The sequence below is a fragment of the Streptomyces sp. NPDC001549 genome (assembly GCF_042894025.1).
In the GTDB taxonomy this organism is placed as follows: domain Bacteria; phylum Actinomycetota; class Actinomycetes; order Streptomycetales; family Streptomycetaceae; genus Streptomyces; species Streptomyces kutzneri.
This window is the reverse complement of record NZ_JBIAVJ010000008.1, coordinates 253,633-273,344: the sequence shown is the minus strand read 5'-3', so window position 1 is coordinate 273,344 and position 19,712 is coordinate 253,633. Positions and strand designations below refer to the sequence as shown.

General features: G+C 74.6%; 15 protein-coding genes. All 15 read left to right on the top strand.

The genetic code is table 11. The annotated features are described in order from the left end of the window. The first annotated feature begins 76 nt into the window (after positions 1–76). The 15 genes from ACFY04_RS16725 (at position 77) to ACFY04_RS16655 (ending at position 19,708) form a co-directional block, all read left to right on the top strand. Positions 77–619, top strand: a complete 543-nt coding sequence (locus tag ACFY04_RS16725) for a hypothetical protein (RefSeq protein WP_389117288.1) — start codon at positions 77–79, stop codon at positions 617–619. A gap of 116 nt (positions 620–735) precedes the next feature. Next, positions 736–4,113, top strand: coding sequence for a CHAT domain-containing protein (locus tag ACFY04_RS16720; RefSeq protein WP_389117287.1), 3,378 nt, complete (start codon positions 736–738; stop codon positions 4,111–4,113). Then, positions 4,110–4,853, top strand: a complete 744-nt coding sequence (locus ACFY04_RS16715) for a hypothetical protein (protein WP_389117285.1) — start codon at positions 4,110–4,112, stop codon at positions 4,851–4,853. Before ACFY04_RS16720 ends, ACFY04_RS16715 begins: the two co-directional genes overlap by 4 nt. A gap of 35 nt (positions 4,854–4,888) precedes the next feature. Further along, a complete protein-coding gene (locus tag ACFY04_RS16710) occupies positions 4,889–5,536 on the top strand; it encodes an RES family NAD+ phosphorylase (RefSeq protein ID WP_389117284.1) in 648 nt (215 codons plus the stop codon). Positions 5,537–5,604: 68 nt separating this feature from the next. After that, entirely contained in the window at positions 5,605–6,717 is a 1,113-nt protein-coding gene (locus ACFY04_RS16705) for a hypothetical protein (RefSeq protein WP_389117282.1), read from the top strand. A 134-nt stretch (positions 6,718–6,851) separates the two neighbouring features. After that, positions 6,852–7,082, top strand: a complete 231-nt coding sequence (locus ACFY04_RS16700) for a hypothetical protein (RefSeq protein ID WP_389117280.1) — start codon at positions 6,852–6,854, stop codon at positions 7,080–7,082. After that, positions 7,075–7,845, top strand: a complete 771-nt coding sequence (locus tag ACFY04_RS16695; protein WP_389117278.1) for a hypothetical protein — start codon at positions 7,075–7,077, stop codon at positions 7,843–7,845. Before ACFY04_RS16700 ends, ACFY04_RS16695 begins: the two co-directional genes overlap by 8 nt. Then, positions 7,842–8,660, top strand: coding sequence for a PP2C family serine/threonine-protein phosphatase (locus ACFY04_RS16690; protein WP_389117276.1), 819 nt, complete (start codon positions 7,842–7,844; stop codon positions 8,658–8,660). The genes ACFY04_RS16695 and ACFY04_RS16690 overlap by 4 nt, the downstream gene beginning before the upstream one ends. Before the next feature lie 2 nt (positions 8,661–8,662). Further along, a complete protein-coding gene (locus tag ACFY04_RS16685) occupies positions 8,663–9,772 on the top strand; it encodes a hypothetical protein (protein ID WP_389117380.1) in 1,110 nt (369 codons plus the stop codon). Continuing rightward, a complete protein-coding gene (locus tag ACFY04_RS16680; RefSeq protein WP_389117274.1) occupies positions 9,760–10,410 on the top strand; it encodes a 4Fe-4S single cluster domain-containing protein in 651 nt (216 codons plus the stop codon). The genes ACFY04_RS16685 and ACFY04_RS16680 overlap by 13 nt, the downstream gene beginning before the upstream one ends. After that, positions 10,407–11,846 (top strand): hypothetical protein, encoded by a 1,440-nt coding sequence (locus ACFY04_RS16675; RefSeq protein WP_389117272.1) that lies wholly within the window; start codon positions 10,407–10,409, stop codon positions 11,844–11,846. Before ACFY04_RS16680 ends, ACFY04_RS16675 begins: the two co-directional genes overlap by 4 nt. Next, positions 11,834–13,966 (top strand): AAA family ATPase, encoded by a 2,133-nt coding sequence (locus ACFY04_RS16670; RefSeq protein WP_389117270.1) that lies wholly within the window; start codon positions 11,834–11,836, stop codon positions 13,964–13,966. Before ACFY04_RS16675 ends, ACFY04_RS16670 begins: the two co-directional genes overlap by 13 nt. Next, positions 13,963–16,020 (top strand): Hsp70 family protein, encoded by a 2,058-nt coding sequence (locus ACFY04_RS16665; protein ID WP_389117269.1) that lies wholly within the window; start codon positions 13,963–13,965, stop codon positions 16,018–16,020. The genes ACFY04_RS16670 and ACFY04_RS16665 overlap by 4 nt, the downstream gene beginning before the upstream one ends. Continuing rightward, entirely contained in the window at positions 16,020–17,210 is a 1,191-nt protein-coding gene (locus ACFY04_RS16660; protein WP_389117267.1) for a hypothetical protein, read from the top strand. Before ACFY04_RS16665 ends, ACFY04_RS16660 begins: the two co-directional genes overlap by 1 nt. Beyond that, the gene (locus ACFY04_RS16655) at positions 17,207–19,708 is read left to right on the top strand and encodes a GTPase-associated protein 1-related protein (protein ID WP_389117265.1); all 2,502 of its coding nucleotides are present in this window, start codon (positions 17,207–17,209) and stop codon (positions 19,706–19,708) included. Before ACFY04_RS16660 ends, ACFY04_RS16655 begins: the two co-directional genes overlap by 4 nt. The last annotated feature ends 4 nt before the right edge of the window (positions 19,709–19,712 follow it).

The window sequence follows — 19,712 nt, the reverse complement described above, 5'->3', positions numbered from 1 at the left end:
GAAGTCCGGGCCGGGCCTTCACCCGGGACGCCCTCCGCTGCTTCGCTTGTCGCACGGGGAAAGAGGGGGGAGCCGCGTGGACATCGGTGTGGTGACCGCTCCGCTGACTGCGGTCGCGGGTGTCGTCGGCACACTGATGTCCGCGCTGCTGACCCAGCGGGCGGCTGATCGCAGCCGGCAGCGTGAGCAGGAGCGGGCCGACGAGTTGTGGGACCGGCGCGCCTCCGCCCAGGAGCTGTGGTCGTGCTACGTGGCGCTCAACACCTCCGGCCGGCGCTATCTGGCGGCGCTCACCGACCAGTTGCACGCCCTGGGCCGCGATGCGGAGGCACCCCAGGCACGCCAACGGCTCACCGGTGCGCGCGACGACCACCGGGAGGTGTACGCGGAGGCGCAGATGCGGCTGCCGGAGCGGGTGCTCGACCACGCGGCCGCCGTCAGCCACGGACTCGGGACGGTCTACGGCATGCTCCGGCGGCTGGATGGCGGTGCTCCGCGCCCGGGGGACTCGCCGGCCGCCGCACACGCAGCCATCGAGTCGCTGTGGGCCCGGCTGCGGGAGATGCGGCGGGAGATGCGGGCCGATGTGGGTGCCTCCAGGTCGGACTCGGGTCGTTGACGGGGAGAAGCGGGGCAACTCGCCGCGACGCCCGCTACGGATGTGCATAGTAGGAGGACTCGGAGGCTGTTGGGGGCGCGTGCGGGCCGTTCGCGGCCCGGAGAGGCGGAATGCCGGTGAGCCGGGAGGAGAGCGGTGGCGTCGAGGGCCTGCGCGCCTGGGTGTCGGACGCCGTGGAGCGGGTGAAGCGGCTGTTACCGGGCCTGCAGGCGGCCGGTCCACCGTCACACCGCGCCTGTGAGGCGTCGGTCGCCGAACTCGACCAGCTCGCCGGGCTGCTGTACCACGACGAAGAACTGCGCGGCTCGGTGCGCGTATGGCTGGCGGGTGCGCTGACCCTGCGGCACGTGAACGGGGGCGGTACGGCAGCGGACCGGGACCGGGCCGAGGCGCTGCTGCGGGACGCCCGGGACCGCACGACACCGCTGGGGGCGGTGGTGACCGAGGAGGAGCGGCGATGGGCGGCGCTGTTCCTGATCAGCCACGTCTCGCCGATCCAGCCCCAGGCCGGGTCTTACGGGGCCGCGCCCGACCTCTCCGGCTATCTCGACTGGCTCACCCGGGCCGGCCCCGCCGGGATGCTGACCGCGGCGGCGGAGATACGCGAGCTGATGGACGACGTGGCGCAGCTCCCCCTGCCCGCCGAGGTGCTGGATCCGCTGCGCCAGGTCCAGGAGGTCCTCTCGGCCCCCTCCCTGCCGGGGCTCTCCGACATGATGGCGGGCATGGTGCCGGCCGGCTCGCCGTTCGGGGACCGGTTACGGCAGATGATGGGCCAGGTGTTCGCAGGTGCCGGGGGCTTCGGCGGAGGTCGGGCGGCTGGCGGGACGCCGCCGGGTCCACCCCCGCAGCCGGAGCAGGAGCCCCGGCCCGGGCCCGAACCGCAGCCGGCGCTCACCCCCGATGACATCCGGAACCTGTTCTTCGCCATGGACGCCGTCAACGCGGCCGCCGAGGGGCTGGACCCCGTCCTGAACAGCGGTGACCCCCAGGCGCTCAACGACCTCCTCGGCAAGCTGCGTTCGGCACAGGACCTGCCGCTGCCGGGCCCGGACCAGGCCTCCGCCCTGGAGGGCCTGCGGGCACTCCTGCTCAGCATCAGTCCGGCCGTGGGCGGCACCCGCCAGGACCAGTCGGCAGGCCGCGCCCACCTGGGCGCGGTCATCGGCCACCTGCAGGCGATCTCCGGCTCACTGCCCCAGGGCATCGGCGACCCGGCCGTCCTGGGCCGGGCGATGGACATCACTTCCCGGGCGATGGAGGCGCGGGAGGCGGAGAACGTCCCGGCACTCCACGACCTCGTGGGAGAGGCGGAGGCCTTGGGGGCGACCGTCCCCGAGAGCGATCTGCTCCGGTTCGCGGTCGACGCCGCGCTCGGCGCGGCCCACGGCTCGCTCGGGATCGCGACCCGGGACCGGGAGACGCTGCTGCGGGCCCTGCCCTACGTCGAGCAGGCGATGAACCGCGCCAAGGAGAGCGGACTGCCGTTCGCCGACGAGCTGGCCGCCCCCCGGACGGGGGACTTCGACATGATCCGCGCCGCCCTCGCCGGAGAGCAGGCGACCTCGGTCGCCGACCACGTTCCGCCGCCCCCGGACGCCCCGATGGACGACCTCTACACCTCCACGGTCTCCCTGCGCGTGCGCTTCGGCCTCGACCGCGACCCGGCCGTGCTCGATGTCCTGATCGGCGAACTCGAACGCCTGCGGGACGGCGTCCGCGAGGGCCGGGCGCCGCGGATCGCCGCCGACGCGCTGTGGCACCTGGCCGAGGCCTACCACCTGCGCGACCGGCTCGGGACGGACCCCGCCGACCCGGCGGGCAGCGGCGCGCTCGAAGCCGCCGAGGAGGCACTGACGGCCCTCGCCGGTGACGTCCTCCTCCAGGCGGGCGCCGAGCACGGCCTGCTGGCCGCCCGCACCGGAGCCAGGCGAGGCGTACGGACGGCCCGGATGGCTGCCTCGTACGGAAGGCTGCACGAGGCCGTGGCCGCGCTGGAGCTGGGCAGGGCCCTGGTCCTGCAGGCCGCCTCCACCTCCTCGGCCGTGCCCGAACTCCTGGAAGCGGCCGGGCGCCAGGACCTCGCCGAGGCGTGGCGGACGGCCGGCGGCGCCGCGCGGGGTGCCGACGGCACCTCGGGCGACGGCCGCGGACCGGACGATGCGGGAGAGGTTCCCGGTCTGCTGCCGAGCACCCTGCGCCGCCAGGCCCTCGACGCCCTCGGCTACCGCCGGGACGGCGGCCTGCTGAACACGCCCACGCTGAGCGAGCTCTCGGACGGACTCGCCGACGCTGGTGCGGACGTACTCCTCTATCTGCTGGCCGGCGACGAAGAGGGCCCGGGCCTGATGATCGCCGTGGGGCCGCGCATGGGGGCCGGTGCGGGCGCCCTGCCCCAGCTCGCCGACGACGAGGACGGCCCACTCGCACGGTACGTGGAGGCGGCTGCGGCACGGGACCGCGATCAGCACGACGCCGCCCTCGCCCGGGCGTGGGAAGAGGCCCTGGAGGAGTTGTGCGACTGGGCGTTCCAGGCGCTCGGCCCGGTCCTCGGTGGCATCGAGGAGCGCCTGGCGGAGGCCGGTGACGGGCGGGAGGACGAGGACCGGCCGCCGCTCCGCGTCGTACTGGTGCCCTGCGGACGCCTGGGGATCGTGCCGTGGCACGCCGCGCGGCTCCCGGCCGGGGCGGCCCACGAGCGGCTCTGCCAGGTGGCGGTCATCAGCTACGCGGCGTCCGGCGGCCAGTTCCTGCGGACGGCGGGACGAGCGCCGCGTGACCCGGTGGCCGCCCCCGTACTGGTCGCCGATCCGACGATGAGCCTGGGGTTCTCCGATACGGAGGTCACCGCCCTGCGGGACGCCTTCTATCCGCATGCCCTGCTGTGCGGCGAGCTCTACGGCGAGAAGCTGCCGCCCGGCACGCCCGACGCGGTCCTGGGGTTCCTCGCCGACGGCACCTCCCTGCTGCACGTGGTCTCGCACGGGTCGGCGGGCACCCGCCCCACGGTCTCGGCGCTGGAACTCGCGGCCGACGAGACGTGCACGCCGGCGCTGCTGACCGTGACCCAGCTGCTCGACCGGGAATGGCAGCAGGACGCGTCCGACGGGCCGTTGGTCGTCCTGAGCGCATGCCAGACGGATCTGAGCACACGAGACCACGACGAGGCGCTGACCCTGACGACGGCGTTCGTCGCGGCCGGAGCGCGGGACGTCGTGGGATCGCGGTGGCTGGCCCAGGACAGTGCCACGGCGCTGCTCATGGCGGTGTTCCACCACCACCTGGCGGTCGACGGGCTCAGCCCCGTGGACGCCCTGCGGGCCGCGCAGCTGTGGATGCTCGACCCCCACCGCGAGAACCCCGGCTCCCTCCACGGCGACCTGCTCAGGGAGATGGGGCAGCCGGGACTGGAACGGACCGCGCTCTGGGCCGCCTTCACCCATCAGGGGCACCCGGGTCCGGGCCCGGCGAACACAGCAGAGGGGACAACATGAACGAGGAGGGCCGCGGACCATCCGCGGAGCCGCTGCTCGCCCTGATCGGCGAGCACCTGGAGTCCATCCGCGGGGCGCTCGACGACGAGCAGCACGCGCTGCTGCTCACCCGGCTGGCCGCGCTCGCCGAAGCGCCACCGGACGACACCATGGCGGTGCGCCGGGCGCTCCAGGGCGTCAGGCTGGCGCTACGGCCGCTGCCGTTCGGGCATCCGGTACGCGTCGCGCTGGACGGTGTACGGCTGGTGGCCGCGCCCCCCGGGCCGGCGGCCGTGACGGAGGCGCTGGCACTGATCAGCCTGATGACGGCCGCGGACCCGGCACCTGCCGGGCCCACTCCCGCCGGGCCCACCACCGCCGGGCCCACTCCCGCCGCAGCACCCGCCGTGGGGGCCGGCGACGACCGCGCGCCCGACCCGCTGCTGCGGGAGCCGGCGCTCTCGGCGGCCGAGGCGACGGCCCGCTGCGGTGGTGCGCCACCGCCCGAGCTGATCAGGCTGCCGGACCCACCGCACGGAGACCGCTACCCGCAGTTTCAGTTCCCCGCGGGCGGCGGTACCCCGCACGAGGTCGTCCTCGAAGTCAACCGGCTGCTCCTGGCGGACATCGACCCCCGGGGCGCCGCGTCCTGGTGGCTCGGCGGAAACACCTGGCTGGGCGGGACCCCGGCATCGTTCCTGGGCCTCCTGCCCGACCACGAACTCGTCGGTGCGGCCACCGCACTCGTGGAGGGGGAGTGATGAGCAACCTCCGGCCCGCGATCACGTTCTTTCCCATGATCAGGGACGTACTGGACCCCAACCGTGAGGTGATCCCGGCCGGCACGGAGCTGTGGCGGGTGCACAAGTCCAAGTACAGGCCGACCCAGTTCAACCCGACGCTGGCGGACCTCCATCTCAGCGGCGGCCGCTTCGAGGGCACGGTGCTGGACCCGTACCGGAGCCTGTACGTGGCCGACAGCGCCTTGACCGCCGTTGCGGAGAGCGTGCTGCGCTCGGTGCCCTGGAAGGGCGACAGGAGGGAGATCCCGTACGCCAACGTCCACGGCCGGACCCTGAGCGTGCTGCGCACCACCCGCGAGCTGACCTTGGTCTCGCTGATCGAGGAGAAGGACCTGGCCGCCGTCCACCAGACCGCCAACCTCCTGGACGACGAGCGGAGTTATCCGATGGCACGGCGGTGGACGAGCGAGATCCGGGCGCAGGCGCCCGATGCCATGGGGCTGGTCTGGCAGTCCCGCCGGAACCGCCCCCTGCACGCCATGGTGCTCTTCCACGACCGCTTCGACGACTGCCACTGCAGCGCCCTGGAGGTGCTGCCGGGCCGGGGCATCGCGGACCTCGGCTCGCCGGAGGGCGTCGAGGAAGTGAACGGGCTGCTCGATCCGCTGCGGGCGGAGGTGTCGAAACCCGTGACGTGGTGACGTGGTGATGCAGACGAGCGGGCGGCCGTGGCTTGTCCGCCCGTGAAAGGTGATGCCATCGTGGGCCCATGGCATTACCTCCATCTGATTACACCGCACTTCTCACCGAGTTGAAGGAGGTCAGGCGCGCGGGACTGGTCCGGCTGAGGGGGCGTGCGCTGCCCGCCCTGGAGGCGGCGGCGGAGACGGCCGTCGCGCCCTCCGCCCGGCCGCCGGGCGCCCCCATCGAGGTGTTGCTGCGGTGCGCGGTCGCGCGCCTGGACGCGGGAACCCTGCGCAGCGCCGCCGAGTACACCCTGGGCCTGGCCCAGGGGACCCGGGACTGGCCGGCGTCCTCCCGGCGCGCCAGGGCGGCCTCGCTCTACGGGGTGAGCATCGAGCGGTTCCGCAAGGATCAGGAGGTGATGGTGCTCGGCCAGGTCGCCGAGCACATCGTGCGGCTGGCGGCGGACGCGGTCGCGGCGGACACCGGTACGGCCGCGGCGGACGGGGGCGGCCTGGGCACCCATCGCACCGTGGAGGTCCGGACCGCCGGCCGGCCGGTCAGGCTCACCGTGCACGTGCACCCCGTGGACCTGCTGCGTGACGTGGACGTGGTCGTCTCCCCTTCCAACGTCTACTTCGCGCTGCCCGAGGCGTACAAGTCGTCCATCGCCGCTTCGTTACGGCGGGCGGCGGCCGTGCACGGGGTCACCGGTGAGGTCCTGTCGGACCCGTTGCCGCAGGAGCTGCGCAGGTGGGCCGAGCGGCACGGCACGTCGGGGCGGGCGGTGCGGCCCGGCACCGTGGCGGCCACCGGTGCCGGGGCCCTGACCGCACAGGGCGTACGACGCATCTACCACGCGGCGATCGCCGTCCCCCGGGCCGGGACCAACGACTACGACGTACTGCCGGCCGATGTCACCCGGGCGGCGTCCCGGGCCCTGGCCGTGCTCGCCGAGGAGCACGACCGCCATGCGCCGCCGCTGCGCTCCGTGTGCTTTCCGCTGCTCGGCTCGGGCCGCGGAGGCCTGCCCTACCAGGTGAGCCTGGGCGCCGTATGGGCGGCCGTGGAGGCGGAGCTGGCGCGCGGGGCGCGCTGGGACGTCCACTTCGTGGTGCGCACGCCCGAGGCGGCGGCGGTAGTGGAGCGCGTCCCGGCCGGAATCCGCCCGGCGCACGACCGGAGGCCGACCGGCTGACCCTGTGCAATGGAAAGGTGCCCGGTGCACGCGAGGGCGCACCGGGCGGCGCACAGGGGTACGGGAGGGATCTTCGTGTGGGTAATCTCCGCTGATGCGGGCAGAGTTGACGTGACATCACCTAGCGTGGGCGCATGAGTGATGGGATGGATCAGTGGGGTCATGGGGCACCGGGCCGGGTCATCACCTGGCCGGATCCCGACGCTTACGTCCTGGTCGAAGGTGTGCTGCTGCGCATGCCCCCGGACTCCCCCGGGATTGCGCCGGGTGCGGAGGTCGTCGTGCGTTACGACGCTGCGCGGCACCGCCTCGTCGCGCGCGCCACTGCCCGGACGGACGAGGGCGGGGCGCCGGGGAATGAGTGAGTACGGCTTCGGACTGGCGGAGGGCTGCGACGAGCGGCAGCCCGTCGTACTGCTCCTCGACACCTCGCAGTCCATGGGACGCCCGGCCGGGAACCCGCGGATCGACGAGCTGAACGAGGCTCTGGCCGGCTGGTTCGACGGGGTTCGGGCGGAGCCGAGGCTGCGTGCGCGGGTGGAGGTCTGCCTGATCACCTTCGACTCGCGGGTACGGGTCTTCGACCCGGACCGAGAGCGGCTGGTGCCGGTCGAGGAGGCCGATCCGGACCGGATCTTCGTTCCGGTGGACCGGATGCACCCGCCCCGGCTGGAGGCGTCCGGGCTGACCCGGATGACGGAGGCCGTCGAGTCGGCCCTCGACCTGGCCAGGGCGCGCCACCGGGCGTTGCAGACACGGCAGGTCCAGGTGCGCAGGCCGTTCCTGTGGGTGCTGACGGACGGTGCGCCGAGCGACGCGGACGGGCAGCCGATGGACGCCGCCGCGCTGGCCGCCACGGCACAAAGGGTGCGCCTCGGCGAGGAGAGGGGCGAGTGCGTGCTCCAGGCGATCGGTGTGCGCGGCGCCGACCTGGAGCTCCTGCGGGTCCTCGCGCCGAAGGGCGCTCTGATGCTGGAGGGCCTGCCCTTCGAGCAGATCCTCGATCTGATGTTCCGGAGCTCGGACCGGACGGGGGCGGGCCAGGCCGCCGACGAGATCCACGTCCAGACGGCCCACCTCGTGGACCAGGAGCGCCGGATGCGACTGCTAGAGGAGAAGTTCCGGTGATCGTGGCGGGGGCTGCCGTCCAGGGGACCGCGCACCTGGCTCGCGGGCAGGGGTGCCAGGACGCCTTCAAGGCGGTCGGCCTGGGCGGGACCGCCGTGCTCGCCGTGGCGGACGGCGCCGGGGGCCGGGAGCGCAGTGCCCTCGGCGCGCACATCGCCGTGGACGCCGCCTGCCGGGTCCTGGCCGAGGGCATCCCCCGGGCCGAGGACGCCCCGGAGGTGTGGACGGGGTGGATCGCCGCGGCCGGTGCGCAGCTGGTCGAGGACTATCGGCGGGCGGTCGAGGGCGTGCTGTCGGCGCCCGCGCCGGCGGGGCCGGTGGAGGTCGGCGCGCTGGCCTCCACCCTGGCCGCGGCGGTGCTGCGGCCGCCCTGGGTGGCGTTCCTGTCGGTCGGCGACTGCTTCGGTACGGTGCTGACCCGCGAGCCCGCCGGGGCCGGGCCGGCCGACGGGGTGCGGGAGCGGTGCCACCTGGTCCTGCCGCCGCCGGTTCCCGGCGCGCCGGAGACGGTCTTCCTCTCCTCGCCCGGGGCAGCCTTGCGATTACGGTCCTTCGTGCTCTGGGAGCCGTGGCTCAGCGGGGTCGTGCTCGCCACCGACGGCTGCGCGGCCCTGACTCTCGACCGTCCTTCCGTGCGCGAACTCCCTCCCGAAGCGGGACCGTTGCCGTCCGAACGGTTCTTCTGCGGGCTGGCCGCGACGCTCCGCGCCAACGGCGGTGACGCCGAACCCCTGCGCGCCCTGCTCTCCGGGCCCGGGGCGGCCCGGACCGGTGACGACCTGACCGTGCTCTGCGCCCTGACGGACGGCAGGTGACGATGGCCCTCACGGTGGTGTCCGTCAGCGGGCACACATGGCGCCTCACGCAGCGGATCGGCAGCGGCTCGGAAGGGGTCGTGTACGCCGTGGACCACGCCCGCCCGCTGGTGGCCAAACTCGTCCCCGCCCCGCCGGACCCGGCCGCGTACCGGCGCCGCATCGCCCGGCTGGTGCGCCAGCGCCGCGAGCCGCGCGCCGTCCGGCTGCTGTCCGGGACCACCCCGCGGGTGGCCTGGCCGATGGTGGGGGTCCGGGCCGGCGGGCCGGGCCCGGACGGAGTGGACGGCTATGTGATGGCCGACATGCGCCACGCCCACCAGCCGTTCGCGCGGCTGCTGACCCCGCAGGCCCGCCGGACGTACCTGCCCCGCGCGACGTGGGCCACCGCGCTCGCCGCCGGTCTCTCGCTCGCCCGGCTCCTCGCGGACCTGCACGCCGAGGACTATGTGGTGGGCGATCTGAAGCCGGACAACCTCTGGGTTGACGCGCAGGGCGGGGTCGGCATCGCCGACGTCGACTCCTGGCAGTTCACGGACGGCGGCGAGGTGTTCGCGGGACGGATGGGCAGCCCGGGTCACACGGCGCCCGAACGGATCGGCGCGCCCGCAGGCACCGCGCCGGACCGGGCCGCCGACGCCTTCGTGCTCGCGGTCCTGGTCCACGAGCTGCTGATGTGCGGACTCCACCCCTTCGCCGGGCATCCCGCGGCCGGCACCGACTACCTCTCGTACGACGACAACATCCTGCACGGACGGTGCCGCCTGCTCGACCGGACCTCGGTGGTCCTGCCCCGCTCCGCGCCGCCCGTCGATCTGCTCCCGCGCCGGCTCACCGCCCTCTTCCGGGCCGCGTTCGGCGGGGTGCGGCCCCCCGCGTCGGCCTGGGCCGACGCACTGGCCGCGGAGTCGGAGCCGGCGCGGCTGAGGACCTGCCGCAGGAACCCTCTGCACGTGCACACGGCGGAGCGGCCGTGGTGTCCCTGGTGCGATCTGGCCGAACACGGCACGGACGGCTATCCCGCCCAGGCCCCGACGCCGTCCGCCGACGGCGCGGCGCCGTACCCGAAGGACGTGAAGGGCATGGAGGAGAACACCCCATGGCAGAGGTGACCCGGCTCTCGGTGGCGAGGAGGCTCGACCGCTGCACCGTCCTGGGGCCGGGGATCCGGGCGGTGATCTGGGTGCAGGGCTGCCCGCTGCGCTGCCGGGGCTGTGTGGCGGCGGAGACCCTGCCCTTCGAGGGCGGCACCGAGCACACCGTGGCCGAACTCGCCGACTGGCTGTGCGGGTTGCCGGACATCGAGGGCGTCACCCTGTCCGGTGGCGAGCCCTTCAGCCAGGCGGCCGCGCTGGCCGCGCTGCTCGATTCCGTCCGGGCACGGCGCCCCGGCTTCGGTGCGATGGCCTACTCCGGGTTCCGGTACGAGGTCCTGCGCCGGGGCGGCCCGGACCGGCGCGCGCTGCTGGGGCGCCTCGACCTCCTCGTCGACGGCCCGTACGTGGCCTCCCGGCAGCACGGCCTGCGCTGGCGCGGCTCGTCCAACCAGCGCATCGTCGCCCTGACCGACCGCTACGCGCACGTAGGGACCGAGCCGGACACCAGCGTGGGCGTCGAGCTGTCCGTCGAGGCCGACGGGTCGCTGTCCTGGGCGGGGGTGCCGCCGGCTCCGGGGTTCCGGGAAGGGTTCGAGGAACGACTCGCGGCACGGGGCTTCGTCCTGCGGGCCGAGGCAGGGAGGGAAGCATGAGCGGATCACCCAAGTACAGCACCGTCACGGTCGCGCCGGCCTACGCACGGCTGGAGGCGGAGCGGCGCCGGGCCCGGGAGGCGGCACGCAGGCGCCAGCAGGCGCAGCGCGCCAGGGAACGGGCCGAGAGCGCCGCCCGGCGGGCCCGGGAGGCGGCAGCACGCCGGGACCGGGCCCGGGCGGAGGCCGAGCGCAGGACGACCGAGCTGGCCGCCCGCCGCGCCGCCCGTCAGGAGGCGCAGGCCGCCCGGTCGCGCCAGGAGCAGTCCGGTGCCGACGCGCGCCGGCTGGCCGAGGTGGGAGAGCTGCTGGGCCGGGTCCGCGCGCCCGACTCCGAGGTGCGGGTCCTGCGGGACCAGTTGGACCTGCTGCGGGGCCGCGCCGGCGGCGCCGAGGACCTCGGCCCGGCGATCGAGGAACTGCGCGGCCGGGTCGTCCTGCTCGGCCGGGAAGGGGAGGCTCCCGGCCGGGGCGCCGGCCACGGAGCCGTCCTGGCCGGGCTGGAGGAACGCCTCGCCCGGATGGGTCCGGAAGCCCGGGAGCACGACCAGAAGGGGTACCGGCACTGCGTCGACCTGCTCGGCGAGCTGCGCGCCGCGACCGGCCCGGGCGGGGAGACGCGCTTCCGGGCATTGCTCGGCACGGTGGAGCACGCGCTCGCCCGGCATGCCGCGACCGCCGGGGAGCGGGCCGCCGAGGAGCTCCGGCGGGCCGAGCGGGCACGGGAGGCCGCACAGCAGGCACAGGAGATCGCCGCCGGTCAGGAAGCGGACCGGCAGGCGGCGGCGGAGGCCGAGCGGGAACGGCTCGCGGCGGCGCTCGCCGAAGCGGCGGACCGGCTCGGCGTCATACGGCAGTCGGTGCGGGAAGCGGCTGCCGAGGCCGTGGAGCTGGCCGATCCCGGGCTCGCGGATCGGGCCGAGGCGGCGCTGGCCGCCGTCACGGGCGCGCTCGCGGCCGGTGCGGCGGCGGACGCGCTGACGGCGGTCGCGGCACTGGAGGAGTTGCTCGTCGGAGCCGAAGCACGGCTGGACGAACTCCAGTTGGCCCATACGCGCCGGATGGATCTCGCGCAGGCGCTGCAGGACGCCATGCTCGGTGAGGGTTTCGCCTTCACCGGCGGCGCGGAGCAGGACGGGCGCCTGCTGATGAGCTTCGAACGCCCGAGCGGGGCGACGTACCGGACCACGATCGGCACGGACGGCGAGGACACCGTCCTCCTCTACCAGGTCGACGGCGAGCCCGACGTCGTTCTCCGTCCGGATCCGGACGACGCGGTGTGCGACCGCACCGAGGACCTCCTGGAGCGGGTGCACGAGGCGATCGTGGAACGGAACGGCTTCGTCCCCGGTGAACTCACCTGGCAGGGCAAGCGGTCCGGGCCGCAGCCGCCCCCTCCGCCGGGTGCCGCCAAGGGCTGGACGTGGACCCGGTGAGCGCGGCCGACTGGACGAAGCGGGCGAACGGCGCCGGCGACGGCGCCGGCGCCGGGGGGCGCCCCCCGGCCGCGCACCACCGGAGCGGACACCCGGGCGACGGCGAACCGGTCACCGCGGACGGCATGATGCCGCTGTGGGCGGTGTCGCTGGACTGGGAGCTGCGCCGCGGACGTCAAGTGATCATGAACGGGCAGATCAGGGACCGCTGGTGGTTCGCCGACCGGCCGGCTTCCTTCCGCATGGTGGTCGCCCGCCAGCTGGAACGGCGAGGTGCGGAGACCGTCGGCTGGTGGGATCCGGTGGGCGGGCTCACCTTCCCGCTGCCGGGCCACGCGGAACACTTCGACCGCTTGCGGGAAGGGCGGCCGTCCGAGAGGCCGCAGACGGCCGACGGGGCGGTCGGCACGCCTTCCGACGCCGCGGGGCCCCGGCCGCCGGAAGGCCACGGGAGCCCGGACGGGGCGCCCGACGACGAGCCCGGCACGGCACGGACCCGGCGCGGCGGTGAGCGGGACCGCGGCCGGGAGCGGCTGCTGGCGCCCCGGCAGCCGGGCCGGCCGCGCGCCTTCGAGGACGTCGTGGCCACCGTGCACCGCCTCGTGGCCTCGCCGGACGCGGCCACCGCCTTCGTCTTCGAGGACGTCGACCACCACCTCCCGGCCGACCAGGCCGAATCCCGCCTGGGCTATCTGAGGCTGCGCGCCGCGATGACGGAAGCCGTGACCCCGCGCTCCGCCGCCGGCCCGGCTCCGCACGCGCGCAACGCGGTCCTGTGCGCGGTCGGCGACGTCGGACGGCTGCCCGGCTGGTTCCACCTGGAGGACCCCCGGATCGCCGCCCTGCACATCGGCCCGCCCGACCCGAGCGAGCGCCGCCTGTGGCTCAGCTGGCTTCGGCGCTACTTCAACGGGGCGCAGGACTCCTCCCGCGCCGACGTCGAAGCCCTCGTCGGCGCCACCGACGGCATGACGGGCTGGGACATCGACTCCCTGGCCAGGACCTCGTGGCTGCGCAACGCGCCCATGCGCAAGCCGGACCGGCTGCTGGAGCTGCACCGGCTCAACGTGAGCGTCGATCCGTGGACCCAGCTCGACCGGGAGACCGTCGCGGGGGCCGCCCAGGCCCTCGGCACCCGGGTGGTGGGCCAGTCCACGGCCGTGAACGCCGTCGCCTCGGCCCTCCAGTCCGCGTTCGTGGGCGTCGACTTCGGCAGTTCGGGGACCGCTCGCCCCCGGGGCGCGTTCTTCTTCGTAGGACCCACCGGCGTGGGCAAGACCGAACTCGCCAAGGCCGTGGCCGAGTTGATGTTCGGTGACCAAAGTGCCTACGCCCGCTTCGACATGAGCGAGTACCAGCAGGAACACGCCGCCGAGCGGCTGGCCGGCGCGCCGCCCGGATTCGTCGGGCACGAACAGGGCGGCGAGCTGACCCGCCGGGTCCAGGAGAGGCCGTTCAGCGTGTTGCTCTTCGACGAGATCGAGAAGGCCCACCCCAAGGTCCTGGACAAGTTCCTGCAGATCCTGGAGGACGGCCGGCTCACCGACGGGCGCGGCCAGACGGCGCACTTCTCCCAGTGTCTGATCATCTTCACCTCCAACACGGGTGCGGAGCAGGTCCAGAGCCTGTTGGAGGAGCGGGACGAGCTCTCGTACCCACAGCTGGAAGCGCACTTCACGCGGGCGGTGGAGGACAAGTTCCGCCAGATCGGCAGGCCCGAGATCTACGGGCGGCTCAAGCCGGGGGTGGTCGTCTTCGACATGCTGCGCCACGAGCACGTCGTCAGCATCGCCGACCGGCTGCTGCGCCAGCTCGCCGAGTCGGTCCGCGAACGCCACCGCGTGGAGCTGATCGCCGACCCGGACACTTTGCACCCGTGGATCACGGAGCGGATGTCGGACCCCGAGCACCAGGCGTACGGAGGACGGCAGATCCGCAACGAGCTGGAGCTGGTGCGCTCGGCCGTGGTCGGCCACCTGCTGGCGCACCGGCCGGATCCGGGCAGCCGGATCCGGGTCGGCGTCGCGGCCGACGGTACGGCGCAGGTCACCCCCGACAACGCGCGGCGGGACGGCGACGGCACGGCGTCGTTCGCGGACGAAGGGAGCGAACGAGCATGATCGCCATCGACCTCGGACACCGGTTCGGACGTGTCGCGCGGGTCGGCCCCGACGGCCGGCCCGAGGTGACCCTGACCGAGCTGGCGGGCGTGGACGGGGTGCTCGACCCGGTCCGCGCGCTGCCCCGGCTGCTCGGCTCGTCCCGGGCCGACGAGGACCCCCTCGTGGTGGAGCCGGACCGCACCGCCCTCCTCGGACTCCCGGTGTCGGGTGGGCGGGAGGACGAGCTGCGGTACGCGGTGGAGCGCGCCGGACTCGACGTCGCGCGCGTCGTACCGGAGCCCGTGGCCGTGGCCCTGCACTACGGGGCGATCGCGGAGGGCGTGGACCACACGGTCCTCGTCTGCGACCTGGGGGCGACGACCCTGGACCTGAGCGTCCTGGCGATCGCCCCCGACCTCACCGTGCACGTGGTCCGCGCCCTCAGCCTGAGGCTCGGCGGCGACGTCTGGGACGCGGCGGTCGCCGCGGAACTGACCGGCGGCCTGCCGGAGGGCTCGGACCCGCTCCGGGCGGCACGGACCCTCCGGCAGGGGCTCGACGGCTCGGACCTCGCCACCGGTTCCGTGGAGGACGCGGCCGGCGAGCAGCACCCGCTGACCCTGGAGCGGGCCTCCTTCGAGCGGGCGGTGGCGCCCTTGCGGGAAGGTGTGCTCGCCGCCGTCGCGGAGCAGCTGGCCACCGCGGAACCGGCCGTGGACACGGTGCTGCTCGCCGGCGGGATGAGCGCCGCGCCCGAGCTGCGGGCCGGGATCGAGGCCCTCCCGGCCGCGCGGGGCCTGGGGGTGCGCTGTGACCGGCCGGCGCTGGCGGTCGTGCTGGGGCTGTTGTCGCTGCGGGACTTCGGTGTCCTCCGCGTCGTCACCGGATCCCCCGCCCGGTCGATGCGGGCCGGGACCGGGTACGCGAGACCGGGCTCCGGTCACCCGCGCGCGCAGGCCGGGTACCTCGGCCCGGACGATGCCTGCGTCGGGCCGGACCCGGAACGCGCCGCCGCCGCGACGGACCCGGAGCCCCGTACCGGCCGCCCCCCGGCGCAGGACCCCGAGCCCGGGTCACGGCAGGGCGGCGCGTCGGCCGTCCAGGACGCCGGGCCGATGCCCGAACAAGCCGATCCGGACGAGCCGGACGAGCCGGACGAGCCGGACGGACGCCGCGGTGCCTTCGGACCGCCGGAGCCCGAAGAGGTCACGCAGCCGTACGCCGAGCCGCCGGACACCGGGGCTCCGCACCCGCCGTACGCCGGACCGCCCCCCACCGAGCCCCCGTACCCCGATGCGCCGGAGGCCGGTCCCGCGCCCACCGCCGCCCCCGCGGAGGCGGCGGAGCCACCGCCGCCGGGGCCCGGAGCTGCGGACCCGCCCGGCCACGGCGGCAGCCCGTACGACGTCACGGCCGGGTCCTCGACGGGCTCTGCGTCCGAGCCGCGGGTCCTGTTCGCGGTGCCGGTCGACCAGCTCCAGGTCATCCGGCGCGGGGACCACCTCCTCGTGCTCTGGGCGTGGCCCGAGGGCGCCCTGAGCGCGCGGGTCCGCTGGCGCCGGGACGCAGGCACCGCCGGTGCGGGCGACGGGGACGCGGTGTGCCGGCGCCGGGTGTACGAGCACGACGGCGGGTTCGACCTGGCCGTGGGCCGGGGAGCCGTCACCCTCACCGTGGAGGCGCTGGTCCCGGAGCTCCACGAGGGCTGCGAAGGCGCGTCCTCGCTGCTCGTTCCCGCCGCACCCGCCGTCGTCGCGTACGAGCCGATCGTGCGCCGACGGCTGAAGGGCCGGGTCGCTTCGGTCACCTTCACGTCGGAGACCGGCTGTGACCTGCCCGGTCTCCGCATCGTCCACGGTCTCGGCCGCTTCCGCCCCACCACCACGGCCGAGGGCACCGTCCTGCACGAGGTGCCCGCGCAGCGGCTTTCCGCCGGCACCCCCATGACCGTGGAGTTCCCGCTGCCCGCCACCCGCGGCCCGTCCTGGCTGGTCTGCTTCCCGGCGGACGCGGGCACCGACTCCGGTATCGACATCCGCCCGACGGCGCTGCACAGACTGCGAGTCACCTGATGGCCAAACGCCTCACCTGTCCCTACTGCTACGAGGGCTTCGCCCTGCGGGAGATCCGCTTCCGCTGCAACAGCCGCCTGAGCCGGACCGGCAAGCAGTGCGCGCGCCGCCGTGACCAGGTGCTCGACCAGCGCAAGGGACCGCGCCGCAGCCACGACCTCGGCCCCGACTTCGCCGCGGACGGCCGAAAGCCCACGGCCGTCTGCCCGGACTGCGAGGGTGAGACCACCTACCGGATCTGCCCGGTGTGCCACTCCGAACTGCCCGTCCAGTTCGGCATGGTGGACAACCGTCTGATCGCCATGGTCGGCCCGAAGGCGTCCGGCAAGACCGTCTACATGACCGTGCTGCTCCACGAGGTGCGCCACCGGGTGGGCGAGGCGTACGGAGCCGCCCTGATGGGCACGGACGACGCGACGATGCGGCGCTACAGTTCCGACTACGAGGACCGCCTCTACCGCGACAACCAGATGTTCCCCGGCACCCAGACCGCCTCCACCACCCTCAACCGGGTGGACCCGCTGGTCTTCCGGTTCGGCCTGCGCCGGCGCACCCTGCTCGGCGAACGCCCGCAGCACACCGTCCTGTCGTTCTTCGACACCGCCGGTGAGGACTTCAGCTCCCGGGAGAGCGTGGAGCTCAACACCCGGTACCTGGCCAACGCCGACGGCATCGTGCTGCTGCTCGATCCGCTGCAGATGCCGGGCGCCCGCGACAACGCGCTGCCCGGGACGCCGCTGCCGGGCACCGAGGGGCTGGACTCCCCCCTCAACGTCCTCTCCCGGGTCACCAGCCTGCTCCTCGCGCCCCGCTCCGGCCGCTCCGGCCGGCTGCTCGACACCCCGGTCGCCGTCGTCTTCCCGAAGATGGACGCCTTCTGGCACCTGCTCGACCCCGGCAGTCCGCTGCGCGACTACGCGCCCTCGCGCGGCCGCTTCGACGTCGGCGACAGCCTCAGCGTCCACGAGGAGATGCGCCGGCTCCTCAAGGACTGGGACGGGGTCGCGATCGACCACCTGCTGAACAACCACTACTCCCGCTACCGCTACTTCGGGGTCTCCGCCCTCGGCCGCAACCCCACCGCCGACGCCCGGGTCGCCCCCACGGGCATCCAGCCCTACCGGGTGGCCGACCCTCTGCTGTGGCTGCTGAGCGAGTTCGGCTCGGTGCCGAAGGCGGGCCGGGGATGAGCCACTTCCAGCAGCTCTACTACACCTCCTGCGAGCACGGACTCAGCGGGTTCTCCGGATTCCAGTTCAATGCCGTCAGCGCGGGCGTCACGGCCGAGACCCGGCAGGCCGTGGAGGCTCTGGCCGGGTACGAGCCGCCCCGTTCGCTGGTGGAGTCGGACACGCCGGAGTTGCTGGAGCGCTGCCCGGTCAACCTCTGCTACCGGCCCCGCGACCGGGCGGGACGCAGCGCCACCGTGCTGTGCGTGCGTTACGTGGGCCGCGACTCCGCCCGGCGCTTCGGCAACTACTTCGCCCACGCCCTGCACAGTGAGGACTTCCCGGCGGCCGGGGGCGGACTGCTGCCGATCGAGTGGTGGAACTCGCCGGTGTGGACCCGCACGGTGGCCCCGAGCACGGAGATCCCGACGCTGGCCGGGGCCGCTCCCGGGCCGCTCGATGTCCGGGCCGTGGGCGAGTTCCTGCGTGGCCATCCCCACGCGGACCGGCTGCCGGAGCTGCTGGCCGCCGTGTTCGCCGCGCTCACCGAGCACGGCTCGGTGGTGGTGGTCGACGGCTCGACCGAGCAGATCGCGCACTGGTTCGCCGCCGTCTCCTACCTGCTGCCGCCCCCGCTCTCCCGCGGCCTGTCCTTCGCCACCTACGTCTTGCGTCCGGCCCGCAGCCGGCTGCACCTGATCGGCACGGTGCCCGAGACGCCGCTCGCCTTCGCTCCGGACGAAGAAGCGGCCTACACCGTGTTCGACTTCGCCCGGGGCGTGTTCCCCGAGGTGCCCGTCCCCGGAGTGGTCCGGCTCCTCACCCGGATCGGTGTCGGCTCCGTACGGCCCGTCTGGTCCTGGACGGCGGACTACGCCGAGGGCGGGGAGGAGACTCCGGACGACTGGCACGCTCCCGTCGCCGCGGCGGCGGCCTCCGGCGGCATCGCGCTCGCCACGGCCGACGTCCACGCGGTGGTGGGCTGGCTTGCCGGGGCCGGCCATCTGGGGGCGCGCGGGGCGGCCGTGGCCGCTGCCGTCCACCGTGAGCACCGGGGCCTGGACGACGCCCAGCTGACCGCGCTGAGCGCGGCCGCGAGGGCGAGCGGTGATACGGCGGTCCACCAGGAGATCGAGGGAAAGCTGTACGGGCTGCGCATGCGGGCCTACACGACCGGCGCCGAGGACGCCGTCGAGCCCGTGCCGATCACGGATCCGGTGGCACGCGAGCGGGCCGCCGCCCTGTGGGAACGGTTGCTGGAGACCGAGGTGCGGACCGTTCGCGAGCGTACGCGGCTGCTGCTCTGGGCCGTCGGTACCCGCCTCCCGGTGCTGCCGGAGGTCATGGCGCGCGAGACGCTCGCCCTGTCCCACGCGCTGCTCGGGACCACGGCGCCCGCGCCGGGGTTCCGCCGTGACGTGGCCGAACTCGTCCGTGTCCTGCCGGCGATGAGGACCTCGCTGGCCACGGCGGTGGAGGAAGCGCTGGAACGGCGCGCGGGGCAGGAACAGCTCTTCGCGCAGTTCCCCGCCGAGCTCCTGGGCGAAGGCGACCTGTCGGGCCGGCCCCTGCTCCTGGAGCACCACCTGCGGGCGAGGGCCGAGCGCGATCCTTCGAACACGGTCCCGCTCATGTTCAAGATCCTGAGCATTCGCGGACGCACTTCGCCCGACGAGGAGTTGCTGCGCGGCCTGTGGCGGCAGCCTTCGCGCACCTGGTCGCACCGGGAGGCGGCCTGTATCGCAGTGAGGCTGCCCGTCTCGAAGCCGGTGGACACGGTGGTCGGCGAGTGGTTCGACCGGGCCCTGAGCCAGGGTATCGAGGACGAGGACGCCCTCAGGGCCTGTCTCGACCTGTGCCGCGTGCTCTCCCACCCGCGCCGCTCCACCTGGCTGCCGGCAGGCGCCGCGGAGCGCGTACGGATCACCCTCGGCCTTGCGGTCGCGCTCCGGGACGCCTGCGAGGCCACGGAACTCTTCGCCGAGTTCGCGATCCCGGAGACCGGCCCGTGGGCCGCGCCGCGGGCGCTGAAGCGCTTCTACCTGGTGCCGGTCATGCTGCGCCTGCCCGCCGATGTCAGCCGGCTCCGTGGCCGCCTGGCGGAGCTGACCCACCGCGACCTGGACCGGTACCTGTCGCTCTTGCACCAGCAGATGACGGGAGGCGAACAGATCGACGACATCCTGCTCAGTCATGTCGCCACCGTCGCCACCCTGCCCAAGGGGGCCCGGCTCTCCCAGGCCCAGGAAGAGACCGTCGCGGCGATCCGGGCCCATCCCGAAGAGCACTGGCGCGTGCCGGACCTGAAACAGCTGGCGGAGGCGGTGCGGCCCCACGCGGCCGCACTCGCCGACCACTACGCCGGGCGGGCCGAGGCCCGGCGGCCCGGCCCGCCGGGCCCGCCCCGCAAGTTCCCGTTCTTCGGCCGGCGCACCGCGCCCGCCTCCGCCGACCCGCCGGACACCGCTCCGTCCGACGCCCCGGAATCCGACAACTCCCGCAAGAGGAAGGGACGGTGACACT

What these genes read in the sequence shown, in the direction of transcription:
- ACFY04_RS16680 (WP_389117274.1), top strand. Translation starts at nt 9,760, where the DNA reads ATGGCAGAGGTGACCCGGCTCTCGGTGGCGAGGAGGCTCGACCGCTGC.
- ACFY04_RS16685 (WP_389117380.1), top strand. Translation starts at nt 8,663, where the DNA reads ATGGCCCTCACGGTGGTGTCCGTCAGCGGGCACACATGGCGCCTCACG.
- ACFY04_RS16700 (WP_389117280.1), top strand. Translation starts at nt 6,852, where the DNA reads ATGAGTGATGGGATGGATCAGTGGGGTCATGGGGCACCGGGCCGGGTC.
- ACFY04_RS16710 (WP_389117284.1), top strand. Translation starts at nt 4,889, where the DNA reads ATGATCAGGGACGTACTGGACCCCAACCGTGAGGTGATCCCGGCCGGC.
- ACFY04_RS16675 (WP_389117272.1), top strand. Translation starts at nt 10,407, where the DNA reads ATGAGCGGATCACCCAAGTACAGCACCGTCACGGTCGCGCCGGCCTAC.
- ACFY04_RS16655 (WP_389117265.1), top strand. Translation starts at nt 17,207, where the DNA reads ATGAGCCACTTCCAGCAGCTCTACTACACCTCCTGCGAGCACGGACTC.
- ACFY04_RS16705 (WP_389117282.1), top strand. Translation starts at nt 5,605, where the DNA reads ATGGCATTACCTCCATCTGATTACACCGCACTTCTCACCGAGTTGAAG.
- ACFY04_RS16665 (WP_389117269.1), top strand. Translation starts at nt 13,963, where the DNA reads ATGATCGCCATCGACCTCGGACACCGGTTCGGACGTGTCGCGCGGGTC.
- ACFY04_RS16660 (WP_389117267.1), top strand. Translation starts at nt 16,020, where the DNA reads ATGGCCAAACGCCTCACCTGTCCCTACTGCTACGAGGGCTTCGCCCTG.
- ACFY04_RS16695 (WP_389117278.1), top strand. Translation starts at nt 7,075, where the DNA reads ATGAGTGAGTACGGCTTCGGACTGGCGGAGGGCTGCGACGAGCGGCAG.
- ACFY04_RS16715 (WP_389117285.1), top strand. Translation starts at nt 4,110, where the DNA reads ATGAACGAGGAGGGCCGCGGACCATCCGCGGAGCCGCTGCTCGCCCTG.